Annotated in this window: 11 protein-coding genes; all 11 read right to left on the bottom strand. The window is 62.5% G+C overall.

From position 1 onward, the window contains the following. Nucleotides 1-31: 31 nt before the first annotated feature. The 11 genes from ACOI1H_RS04130 to cpaB all read right to left on the bottom strand — a co-directional run bounded on the left by ACOI1H_RS04130 (nucleotide 32) and on the right by cpaB (nucleotide 11,511). On the bottom strand, nucleotides 32-1,342 hold the full coding sequence (locus tag ACOI1H_RS04130; protein ID WP_422435460.1) for an ATPase: 1,311 nt from the start codon (nucleotides 1,340-1,342) through the stop codon (nucleotides 32-34). A gap of 119 nt (nucleotides 1,343-1,461) precedes the next feature. Next, on the bottom strand, nucleotides 1,462-1,956 hold the full coding sequence (locus tag ACOI1H_RS04125; RefSeq protein ID WP_422435459.1) for a hypothetical protein: 495 nt from the start codon (nucleotides 1,954-1,956) through the stop codon (nucleotides 1,462-1,464). 3 nt (nucleotides 1,957-1,959) lie between these two features. Next, nucleotides 1,960-2,805: a tetratricopeptide repeat protein gene (locus ACOI1H_RS04120; protein WP_422435458.1), complete on the bottom strand. Its 846-nt coding sequence runs from the start codon at nucleotides 2,803-2,805 to the stop codon at nucleotides 1,960-1,962. 28 nt (nucleotides 2,806-2,833) lie between these two features. Continuing rightward, a complete protein-coding gene (locus tag ACOI1H_RS04115) occupies nucleotides 2,834-3,391 on the bottom strand; it encodes a tetratricopeptide repeat protein (protein WP_422435457.1) in 558 nt (185 codons plus the stop codon). Nucleotides 3,392-3,395: 4 nt separating this feature from the next. After that, nucleotides 3,396-4,379 carry a type II secretion system F family protein gene (locus ACOI1H_RS04110; protein WP_422435456.1) on the bottom strand — a complete coding sequence of 328 codons (984 nt, stop codon included), beginning with the start codon at nucleotides 4,377-4,379 and terminating at the stop codon, nucleotides 3,396-3,398. Between the two features lie 9 nt (nucleotides 4,380-4,388). After that, a complete protein-coding gene (locus ACOI1H_RS04105; RefSeq protein ID WP_422435455.1) occupies nucleotides 4,389-5,354 on the bottom strand; it encodes a type II secretion system F family protein in 966 nt (321 codons plus the stop codon). A gap of 6 nt (nucleotides 5,355-5,360) precedes the next feature. Then, on the bottom strand, nucleotides 5,361-6,821 hold the full coding sequence (locus tag ACOI1H_RS04100) for a CpaF family protein (protein ID WP_422435454.1): 1,461 nt from the start codon (nucleotides 6,819-6,821) through the stop codon (nucleotides 5,361-5,363). Between the two features lie 15 nt (nucleotides 6,822-6,836). After that, a complete protein-coding gene (locus tag ACOI1H_RS04095) occupies nucleotides 6,837-8,084 on the bottom strand; it encodes an AAA family ATPase (RefSeq protein WP_422435453.1) in 1,248 nt (415 codons plus the stop codon). 249 nt (nucleotides 8,085-8,333) lie between these two features. Then, nucleotides 8,334-8,984 (bottom strand): OmpA family protein, encoded by a 651-nt coding sequence (locus tag ACOI1H_RS04090; protein ID WP_422435522.1) that lies wholly within the window; start codon nucleotides 8,982-8,984, stop codon nucleotides 8,334-8,336. A 14-nt stretch (nucleotides 8,985-8,998) separates the two neighbouring features. Beyond that, nucleotides 8,999-10,423 carry a type II and III secretion system protein family protein gene (locus ACOI1H_RS04085; RefSeq protein ID WP_422435452.1) on the bottom strand — a complete coding sequence of 475 codons (1,425 nt, stop codon included), beginning with the start codon at nucleotides 10,421-10,423 and terminating at the stop codon, nucleotides 8,999-9,001. A 221-nt stretch (nucleotides 10,424-10,644) separates the two neighbouring features. Then, a complete protein-coding gene (cpaB, locus tag ACOI1H_RS04080; RefSeq protein WP_422435451.1) occupies nucleotides 10,645-11,511 on the bottom strand; it encodes a Flp pilus assembly protein CpaB in 867 nt (288 codons plus the stop codon). Between the last annotated feature and the right edge of the window lie 234 nt (nucleotides 11,512-11,745).

Raw genomic sequence — 11,745 nt, 5'->3', positions numbered from 1 at the left:
CGATGTGTGGCGGAACAGGCCCGGGGTCAAGTCAGCGGACGATGTCCTCTTCCTTGACGAACATGTTGGCCCAGGCGCGATCCATCATGTCCGGATTCATCTGGTAGGGAATCCCTTCGAATTCGCAGATGGAGATCATCTGGTCGATCAGGAACACCGGTTGATAGTTCGCATAGATATTGTCGATCGTGGGGTAGAGCGTGTTGAGCAGGTAGACCAGCGTCGCCTCGTCCAGCGGCATCTTCTTCTTGCGGGCGACGAGGGCGAAGATCTTGAGGTAGTCGGCCTGATTGGGGCCGTCGATCTTGATCTTGTAGAAGATGCGGCGCAGGGCGGCCTGGTCGAAGATCGCGTTGGGGTGAAAGTTGGTCGAGAAGATGACCAACGTGTCAAAGGGCACCTCGAACTTTTCACCCGATTGGAGCGCGAGGATGTCCTTCGATTCCTCCAGCGGGACGATCCAGCGGTTCACGAGCGCCTGCGGCGGTTCCGCCTGACGGCCAAGGTCGTCGACGATGAAGATGCCGCCGGTGGATTTCAGTTGCAGCGGGGCCTGGTAGGTGCGGGCGACAGGATTGTAGACGAGGTCGAGCATCGACAGCGACAGCTCGCCCCCGGTGATGACCGTGGGTCGTTCGCAGCGGACATAGCGGGTGTCGAACCGCCCGGTGGTCCGGCGCAGGGAATTGGGGTCCTGTTCGTCATCCTCGGCGCTGGAATGAACGATGGGATCGTAGACGGTGATGACCTGACCGGAATATTCGACGGCGCGCGGCACGTAGATCTTGTCGCCCAACGCGTCGCGGATGCCGTTGGAGATCGAGGATTTGCCGTTGCCCGGCGGACCATACATCAGGATCGACCGGCCGGATGACACGGCAGGGCCAAGGTTGGAAATCAGGGCCGGCGGCAGGATCAGATGGCCCATCGCCGTCGTCAACTGGTCGCGGGTGATCTGGATGTTGCGGATCGACTGGCGCTTGATCTGCTCGCGGTAGACCTCGAGCGGGACAGGCGTGGCACCGTAATATTCGGACTGCTTGAGCGCATCATGCGCACGGGCGCGACCGGCATCGGTCAACTGGTAGCCCATTTCCGTCGTGCCCGAAGACGACAGGCTGCCCGTCGCCTCGAGCAGCAGTTGGCTGCGGGCCAGATCGACCAGTTCCTGCGTCACGTTCACGGGCAGGCAGACGTTTCGGGCAAGGGCCGTCACCTGCGTCAGGTTCATGCGGAACATCGTCTTGACGAGAATGTCGCGCATCATCGGCACCGGAAGGGCCATGCCGTCAAGGGTGCGGGGGCTGGGCGGGGCCATGACCCCGGTGCTTTGCATGTTCAAGAAAAAGGCCCTCGCGACGGGCGGGGGCCCGTCCCCCGCGTGGTCCCGTTGTGAAAGGACTTTATGGCCAAATCATGGACAAACGGCTTCGCCGCCGGGGAATCGCTGTGGGCGGGGCGTCACAGACCCCGGTTTGCCACCAGTCCAAGGTAGGCGATCAGGGTCATCGCCAGCGGCAATCCCATCGGAAAGCGGCGGCCAGAGGTCCAGCTGGCCCAATCAGGAGCCATGCGGCGCAAGGGCGTCATGCGGGCGATGCGATGGATCGCCCAGCCGCCGAGCAGACACAGGCAGAAGAGGTAGAGCAGGGGCGCGATGTCGCCGGTCGCGATCATCGGAGCCGCGGCGGCGGCGAACTTGGCATCGCCTGCCCCGACCGCACCGACCGCATTGAGCGCTATGGCGATCACCAGCACCACGATCAGATGGACGTAGCCCCAGAGATACCCCGCCCACGGGAGGGCGAAATAGCCGAGCACGACGTAGCCCGCGAAGAGGGTGACAACGGCGGCGTTCGTGATCTTCATGCGCGACAGGTCTGTGTAGGCGACCCAAAGCCCCACCGGCACGGCGACGATCAGAAAGAGCCATGCGGCCGACGCCGGCAGAGGCATGAATTACACCTCTTCCAGTGCGCGAAGCGAACGTGTCGCTTCCTCGAAATGCTGGGGGTGGGTGTCGATCGCTTCGCGCAGCAGACCCTTGCCGGTTGCGACGTCGCTTTGCTTGATCGCCGTCAGCGCCAGCGTATACAGCAGTTGCGCGCGCTCCACCTGGGTCATCGGAACGACCGGCAGGTCGTATTTGCGTTGCGCACCACGGGCCATGATCAGATTGTTCTTGGCGGTGAACAGGGTGCTGTCCTGCCGCAGCGCGTCGGTGAAAAGGCGTTCGGCCCCAGGATAATCGCCGCGCGTCAACTTGGAATAGCCCCAGTTGTTCATGGTGTTGGCCGGTGTCGTCGTCAGGCCCACGGCGGTCTGGTAAAAGCTGTCGGCCTTGGACCACTGCTGCTTGCTGTCGGCGATCATCGCCTCGAGCTTGTAGCGGTTGAAGGTCTCGTGGGTCGGTGGAATGGCGTTGAGGGTCGCGGCCGCATCGTCCCACTGGTTGGCCCTGATCTGGGCATCGGCCAGATCGACGCGGTCGTCGAGGTTGGCTCCGGCGGTCGCGACGACCAGTTCCCATGCGGTCACGGCTTCGTTTGCGCGGCCGGCGCGGACCAGCGATTTCGCGAGGCCCCGTTGCAGGTCGATCCGGCCGGGATCACTGGCCAGCGCACCAGTAAAGTACTTCACGGATTCCTCGGGGTCGCCGACCGTCAGCATCACGTCGTTGAGGTTCGTGCTTTCGATGGAATTGAGGTCCTGCATCGCGCGCTGCACTTCGGCGTCGCCGTTGCGCGACCCGCAGGCCGAGAGGACCAGCGTGCCGGCCAGACAAAGAATGACGGTATGGCGCATCTTGCGTGCGTCCTTTCCTGCTACTGCCTCAGAGCGGTTCGATGGTGTCCCCATCGGCGCGCCGGACCAGTTCATATTCCTGGTTCTCTTGATCTGGAGCGTAGATATCGGCATCGCGTTTGGCGAGTGCCAAGCGCAGGTTCTCGCGGATCGCGTCGGAATTCCCGTTATCCGTGGCATATGCGCGACGGAAAACCTCTGCCGCTTCCGCAAATTCGCCCTTTTCCATGAGGAGCACGCCCAGATTGTTCCATGCTGGCGCGAATTCGGGTGCGTCCTGCGCGGCGCGGCGCAACAGGTCCTCGGCCTGTCCCAATCGCCCGAGGCGCAGGTTCGCAGAGCCCAAGGCAGACAGGGTGTCGACGTTCAGGCCCTCGACAGCGGCGGCGCGCGTATAGGCGTCCAGCGCCAGTTCGTATTCGCCCGCCGCCATCAGCCGGTGACCGACCACCAGATTGTCGACCTCTGCCTTGCCCGACACGCCCGGCGCAAAGACGCCGTCCCCAGATGCAAGCGGGCCGCCCGATGAACAGGCGGCCAGAGCAAGGATCAGAGCGACGGCTGTGCCGTTGCGGATGCGGATCATAAGGTCAGTTTCCGGCCGCCATGGTTTGCGTGATGCCATAGATCGAGGGTCCGATCAGGATGAGCAAAAGCGGCGGCACGGTCAACATCATCGTGGCCAACGTCATCTTGGTCGGCAACTTGTTCGCCGCCTCCTCGGCCCGCATGACGCGCTTGTCACGCATTTCAGAGGCGTAGACGCGCAGGGCTTCAGCGATCGAGGTGCCGAACTGCTGGCTCTGGATCAGGACCGTCGTGAACGACGAGATGTCCTGGACGCCGCAGCGTTCGGACATGTCGCGCAGCACGGCCTCCTTGCCCTTGCCGGCCTTCATCTCCTGGCTGACGATCTCGAATTCGGAGGCCAGATCGGGAAAGCCCGATTTCAGTTCGCGGGCGACCCGCAGGATCGACTGATCCAGCGACTGACCCGCCTCTACGCACACGAGCATCATGTCGAGGCTGTCAGGAAAGCCGTTGGTGATCGCCTCCTTGCGGGATGCGACCCGGCGCGTGACCCAATATTTCGGCAAGAGGTATCCGACGACGCCGGGGCCAAGCACCATCATCATCATGGATTGCGACGACACTTCGCCGGCCTGAGTCTTCAGCAGGGCGTAGAGACCGCCGAGGATCAGGCCGAGGATTCCCAGGGCGAACTGCGCGAAGTGAAAGATGCGGACGGAATTCTTGGACTTGTAGCCCGCTTGCAGCAGTTTCAGCTTGGCGGCGGTATAGGCGACGGCATCCTGCGGTTCGAGGAAGTTGGCGTATTTTTCCAGCTTGTCCTTGCCCGACGCCGTGCGCAGGCGTTCGACCTTTCCGTCGGCACGCGCATCGTGCGCGCGTGCGGTCGCCTTGAGCTTGTCCAGCGGATCGGCCTTGCGTTTCAGAAGGACGGGCAGGGTCGTCAGGATCATGGCCACGCCGACAAGCCCCAGTGCCATGACCCCGCCGAACGGGCCAAGGATGTCGGTGATTGCGGCGTTGATATCGTTCAAGATGTTCATGATCTGACCTTAAACCTTGATGTTCACGAGGGCGCGCATGACGATCAGGTTCATGATCAGGAACGCTGCGACGACCAGACAGGCCGGGATGAAGATCGGCTTGTCCATGACCTCGTCGAAATAGGTGGGCTGGATCATGTTGATGACGATCAGCGCCCCGATCGGAAAGCCGGACAGCAGCTTGCCGGACCATTTCGCCTCGGAGGTGATGGCCTTGACGCGGCGGAACAGGCGGAACCGCGACCGGATCACCTTGGCCAGACCATCCAGAATTTCGGCCAGGTTGCCGCCCGATGTCTGCTGGATCGTCACTGCAACCGCAAGAAACCGCAGATCCTGCATGTCGAGCCGTTCTGCCATCGCCTTCAGTGTCTCGCCCATGTCGCGGCCATAGGCAGCTTCGTCCGCGATGACACCCATTTCGGTGCCGAGGGGATCTGCGATCTCCTTGGCGACGATCTGGACGGCGGAGTTGAACGGGTGACCGACGCGCAGAGACCGGACCATCAGTTCCACCGCTTCGGGCAGCTGTTCCTCGAACAGGGCCATGCGCTTGTTCGCCTTGCCGCTGATCCACATGAACACGCCGCCCACGCCCATCCCCGCGGCGATGACGCTGCGGGTCATGGGGGCCACTTCGGTCATCACGGTCAGGCCGACGAAGGCCATGACGCTGACGACGCCCATCAGCATGATGATCTGCGGCGGCGTGAATGCGATGTTGGCGCGCTGCGCCTTGGCGGCCAGTATGGAATAGAGCGGAATGCTCTGGGATTTCATGTGCTGGGTCATCTCCTTGCGGAGTTGTTCCAGCACCTGTTCGCGGTTGCCGCCCTTTTCCAGCAGTTCCAGACGGCGATTGACCTTGCCGTTCTGGCTGATCGACTTGCCGAACAGCACCAGATAGATTCCCTGCACCACGAAGATGACAGAGGCGAAGATCGCGATGTAAATTAGGGGCTGGGAGGAAATCATGTTCGCTTACTCCGCAACGAGTGGTTCGAAAATCTGCGGCGGCAGGTCGTAGCCCCACAGTTTGAAACGGTCCGAAAAATGGCTGCGCACGCCGGTCGCCGTGAAATGCCCGATGATCTTGTTCTCGGGCGTCAGGCCGACACGCTGGAACTTGAAGATTTCCTGCATCGAGATGACGTCGCCTTCCATCCCCGTAATCTCGGTGATGGAGGTCATGCGGCGCGAACCGTCCTGCAGGCGCGAGGCTTGCACGATCAGGTTCACGGCCGAGGCGATCTGCGACCGCATCGCCTTGATCGGCATCTCGATCCCGGCCATCGCGATCATGTTCTCCAGACGCGACACGCCGTCACGGGCAGAGTTGGCGTGGATGGTCGTCATCGATCCGTCGTGGCCGGTATTCATCGCCTGTAGCATGTCGATGACCTCTTCACCGCGGGTTTCCCCGACGATGATCCGGTCAGGCCGCATCCGCAGCGCGTTCTTGAGGCAGTCGCGCTGGCTGACGGCACCTTTGCCTTCGACGTTGGCGGGGCGGCTTTCCATGCGGCCGACGTGAACCTGCTGCAGCTGAAGTTCGGCCGTATCCTCGATCGTCAGGATACGTTCGTCGTTGGCGATAAAGGATGACAACGCGTTCAGGGTCGTGGTCTTGCCCGAACCCGTACCGCCAGACACGATGATGTTCAGGCGCGTCGCCACGGCGGCTTGCAGATAGGCGGCCATTTCCTCGGAGAAGGCGCCGAATTTCACCAGATCGTCGATGCCCAACTTGTCCTTCTTGAACTTTCGGATCGACACCAGGCTGCCGTCGACCGCAATCGGTCCGACCATCGCGTTGAATCGCGATCCGTCCGCCAGGCGGGCGTCGACGTAGGGATTGCTTTCATCGACGCGGCGACCCACAGCGGACACGATCTTGTCGATGATGCGCAGCAGATGCTTTTCGTCCTTGAAGGTGATGTCGGTCAGTTCCAGTTTGCCCGCGCGTTCGACGAAGATCTGTCGCGGACCGTTGACCAGAATGTCGTTGACGGAATCGTCCTTCAGCAGGGTTTCCAGCGGGCCAAGGCCCGTCACCTCGAAGAACAGATCCTGCGTCAGTTGGCTGCGTTCGTCCCGGTTCAGGACGATGCCCATTTCTTCCAGCGACTCGTTCGTGATCGCGTTGATCTCGGTGCGCAGATCGCTTTCGCTCGCGTTTTCCAGTGCGGACAGGTTCAGGTTGTCCAGAAGCGCCTTGTGCAGTTCCAGCTTGATCTCGCCCAGGCGTTCCTTGCGCTTCTTGTCACGGTCGCCGGCGGCGACTTCGGCCGGACGGGTCGGCATGGCCTTCATCAGGGATTTGCGGGGCGACTCATTCGCCACGGCAGCGGCGACGGCGGACATCGCGGGTTTCGCATGGGGCTGAACGGCGCGGCCGGCGGCGGGCTCGCCCGGTGTCGGCTTTTTGTACTTGGAGAACATGATGAAACCCTTCCGCTACCCGCGTGCTTCGGCGTGGTCGGCCTTGTTGACCGCGTGCACCGAGGCCGCGAGTTTCGCGATTTCCCTGCGCATGGCATTCTTGGGCGCATTCACGGCCAGGGGCGTTCCGTGGTCGTTGGTCTGGGCGACCTGCTTGCCGCCATCGGGCAACTGCACCTCGATCGAGATGCCGAGGCTTTCGCCCAGACGCTTGACTCGCGCCTTGCCGGACAGGTCGGTGAAGCCGGGCGCGCGATTCAGCACGAAGCGCAGCTTGTCGAAGGGCAGATCCTCGGATTGCAGGGCGCGTTTCAGTCGCAGGGTGTTCTGCGCGGACCGCATGTCAAGTTCCAGTGTCGCAAAGTAGACGTGCGCTGCCTCCAGCACGGTCTGGGACCATTCCACCATCGTCGACGGCATGTCGATGACGACGTAATCGAAATTGGTGCGGGCCAGTTCCAGAACGCGGTTGACGTCGGCGCTGCTGATCAGGTCCATCGGGATCATGTCGGTGGGCGCGGTCAGGACGTGCAGCTTCTGGTCGAAGGACAGCAGGGCTTGCATGAAGGACGTGCTGTCCATCGCCTCGGTATCCGACAAAAGCTCCAGCACCGCCTCGCGGCGAGGCAGGTCGAGGTATGTCGATGCGGACCCGCATTGCAGATCGAGGTCAAGCAGGCAGACGCGGGGCGGATTGTCCTTGTCGAGACAGGCGAGCTCCCAGGCAAGGTTGACCGCCAAAGTAGTGGCGCCGGTGCCGCCGGCCATGCCGTGCACTGCAACTATCACGCCGTCATGGGTCCCTGTCGCCTTGAGATTGTTCTGCAATTCGGGGGCCACCGGAATTTCCGCGACCGGCGTCAACACGCGTTCGATGGCATTTGCCAGTTCACCCTCTGGCAGGGGATAGGGGACGAATTCATCGCCACCCTCGCGCAGCAATTGGTGCAGGGCGGCCGGGCTGACATCCTCGGTGATCAGGATCACCTTGATCTCGCGCTTCTTGGCAGCACCGATGATGGCAGCGATCCGGTCGATGTTGTCCTCGTCCGAGGCATCCATCGCGACGGCAATGAATTGCAGCTCTGCCGCCTCGGGCTGGCGCAGGAAGGTCAGGGCGTCGTCAAACCCCAGGTCCCCCCAGCTTTCGCCAAGGGCGGTTTCCATATCCTCGATCAGAAGATCGAAGATCTGCACGTCGCGACTGACGGTGCAGGCGATCAAGGCGGCGCTTTCGGATTTCAGAACTGCGTTACTGCTCATGTCGGACGTCCTCATTCAAGCGGGCGTCACACAGGTATGGGACGGGAAGTTTAACGTTCCGTCACGATCCACCCAGTGCTGATGTCTGTTCTGCATCGTGCAGGACAAGACGTGCCCGTTGGACCCTACATGGCCTTCAATCTTGGCGAGATTGGGACCAAATCCGTTTGATTGTGCGATGGTGGCGCACGATCGGGGCCCAGAGGAGCCACTGTTGACGCGCATCCAACGATGCGCGTCAGGGTGGCGCTACTCCTGACCGGCAAGTGTTCCGGTTGCGGACACTGACAGACCGCTGATCGGCACGGCGCTGATCACATATTCGCGGAAGATCACGGCGGCATATTTGCCGTTCAGCAACATCGGCGCGCCTTTCACGAAGCCAGAGACTTCGGTGACCGTGCGGCGGTTCTGCTGTTCGGGGGATTGCGTCGCGATCACGGGTCGCGTTTCGCCGAAGGACACCAGCGCCTCGAGCCGAGACCGGCTGATGCCCTGCGTCGACAGGAAATTCACGACCGCATTGGCTCGCGCCAGACCGAGACGCTTGTTGTAAGCCGCACTGCCGACCAGATCGGTATGGCCGTAGACGCGAAAGCGGACTTCGGGGAACTGCCTGATCCAATTGGCCTGCGTGGTCAGAACGGCCATTGCCGTCGCGTCCAACTGGCTGGAATTGAAGGCAAAGGTCACGGTGCTGTCGACCTCGGCCGCAAACCGGGTGCCCAACATGGCCGTCGCGCCGTCGGCGTCGATCATCGCCTGGGTGTTGATCGCCGTCGCGTCGCCGAAACCGGTCGCTAGGGCAGCCGATCCGGCCCCGGACTGCGATATCCCTGCCTCTTGCGCGCAACCCGACAAGGCCAGGGCGGCAGCGGTCGCTGTCAAAAGCGTCTTCATCATGCGACCCCCCCTCATTCCATCACGTAGCCGTAGGACCCGCTGAAGTCCTGCCGGGCAACTTCGCCCGCTCCACCGGCCTTGGGTGCGTCCGATGCGGCGACCCTGCCGAACAGGAACAGGTCCTTTTCGGTGGGCGGCTGCACGCGATCGGTGGGCAGGGCCAAGGCCTGACCGCGGGTCGGTGTGACAAGGTGCGGTGTGACGATGATGACAAGCTCTGTTTGCCGCCGGCTGTATTCGACGCTGCGGAACAAGGCACCCAGCACCGGCACGTCGCCCAGCCAGGGGACCTGGCCTTTCAGGTCGGTAAAGTCGTCGGACAGCAGGCCGGCGATCGCAAAGCTTTCACCGTCACGCATTTCGACCGTGGTCGACGTCTCGCGGCGGCGGAAGGCGTTGACCGTAAAGCCGTTCGCGGTGAACCCGTTTGCCGGGTCGATGGACGACACGGCCGCCATCAGTTCAAGATTGATGATGTCGCCGTCCACGACGCGGGGCACAAATGTCAGTTCGACGCCGAACGGCTTGAAATCGACAGAGATCTGGCCGCCCTCCTGGGCGACCGGCACGGGATATTCGCCGCCGGCCAGAAACTTTGCCTCTTGCCCCGACAGGGCGGTCAGGTTCGGTTCGGCCAGCGTGCGCACGACGCCGCGGGATTCCAGCGCTTCCAACAGGATGCCGACCTCGAGCCCGCCGGCGTTGAAGCCGAACAGGAATGCGCCGTTGTTGGCGTTGGTGTCCGGAACGGACCCGTTGAAGGTATTGCTGATCGCACCCGAGGTGACCAGCGCGCCGGTCCCGCCCGAGGTGCCCAGATTGCCGTTCAGCGCCGTGCCCTGCGCGCCAATCGATGAGGCAAGCGATTTGCTGACGCTGCGCTGCATCTCGGCAAAGCGGACCTTCAGCATGACCTGCTGGGTGCCGCCGACGCTCATCAGATTGGAGACGCGTTCAGGGGCATAGCGTTCAGCCAGCTCCAGCGCGCGGTCCAGACGGGCGGTGCTGCTGACGGTTCCTGACAGGACGATACCGTTGTTCGCGGTGCGCACCTCGATCGGCTCGCCCGGCAGGATCTGTTCCAGCCGTTCCTTGAATTCCGCGATGTCGGGGGTGACCTGCACCTCAACGTTGCTGATCAGGCGCCCATCGGCCCCGAGAATCGTCATTGTTGTCCGCCCCGGCTCCTTGCCCAGCAAGTAGATGGTGCGATCCGACAGGGACGAGATGTCCGCAATGCCGGGGTTGGCGATGGAGATTTCCGCGAAGGGTTCGTCGCTTTCGACGACGATGGCCCGGTTCATTGGCACGGCCAGTGGGGCGGTCGCCGACCCTCGCACGACACGCAAGGTTTCGGCCGACGCAGTCAGCGGCACACTGGCGCAAGCAATCGCCAGGCTCGCAACGGCGGCCCTCATGAATCTGTCATAGCTCATTGTGACCTGCCTCTCCGATCACGCGTCAGCGGAAATTATTTTCCGTCATTGCGGCCACCATGACCGGGCCGCCGGATTATTGCAAGAATCAATGGTTTGGGAGGGAGAATTGCTGTGGGTAAATCGCAACAGATGGAAATTTTCAAGTTGTGCAGGTGTGGTCCTTCGGACGTAAAATGGCACGCGGGACTTGCGCCCCGCGTGCCATGCGACGGTTCGGATCAGTTCGTGCAGGCGATTTCCATCTGCATCTTCTCGGTGCCGCGCCGCACGGTCGTATAGCAGGCCTGCGGGGCAGGGGCCTGTTCGACCGGCACTTCCGCCACGACCACAGGTGCCTCGGGTGCTTCCGGTAAGGTAATCGCCTGCTCGCCGTCCGGCACCATGTTCTGTGCCGAATCCGACCCAACCAGCGACAGGCTCAACTTGCCCTCGGCCTGCGCCTGCGCCAGCCGCGCAACGTCGGCAGGGTTGACCTGGACGGTGTCCGTGCTGGGGATCGAGGTCTTGAGGCTGTTGCGATCGGTGCTTTGATCGACAGCGACCAGTTCGATGGAGGACCCGATCAGATGAGTCTCGGCCTGGTTGCTGGACGGATCGACCGACCCGGTCCAGTAGATGTCCACGCGGTTGCCCGGGCGCAGAAAGCCCGACACGCCGGTCGCGGCGTCCACGTTGATGGTGAAGGCCCGCATCTGGGGGCGGAGGGCCTGCGTGATGCTGGCGATTTCACCTTGTACGGTCACCTTGGAGGCGGTGACGATCTCGTTCACGTCCATCGCCCGCAAGACGGACCGGCTGATGTCCTCTCCCTCGGGAAAGAAGTCCTGAGTCGTGGCAAATGTGCCTTCGGGTAGAAAGTCCTTGGCATACTTCACCACTTGCAGGTCGGCAGCCGTGATGGTGTCGCCAAAGGCCTTGGCACCGACGACAGCCAGGACGTCCACCGTTTCCACCGACTGGGCGGCGCGTTGGCGTTCCGCGATCAGCGCGGATTCCGTGTCGGCGACATAGCCTTTGACCATGTAGACGGCGGCGCCTGCCAGCGCCATGCCCAGAACCAGCACGAGTCCAAATACGGCACGCATGATTTCATCCTTTCGTTTCGGTCGCCACCGGAGGTGGCCGGGACCGGTTGCATTGCGCGGCGGGTCTGCCGCGGTCCTTGCTTATTCCGTGCGGGCTATCTGCGTGGCCACATCGCCGACGCGGCCCTTGACGGCGAGGCTGACGGCACCGAAAACCAGAATGGCCAAGGCGACGACGGCTGCGGTCAGGACGACCCAGTCGACCGTCACGGCACCATCCGTGTCATTGGCAAA

The sequence above is a fragment of the Loktanella sp. DJP18 genome, assembly GCF_049310965.1.
GTDB lineage: Bacteria > Pseudomonadota > Alphaproteobacteria > Rhodobacterales > Rhodobacteraceae > Loktanella.
Note: the sequence above shows the minus strand (reverse complement) of the source record. Positions and strands in the feature narration are given on the sequence as shown.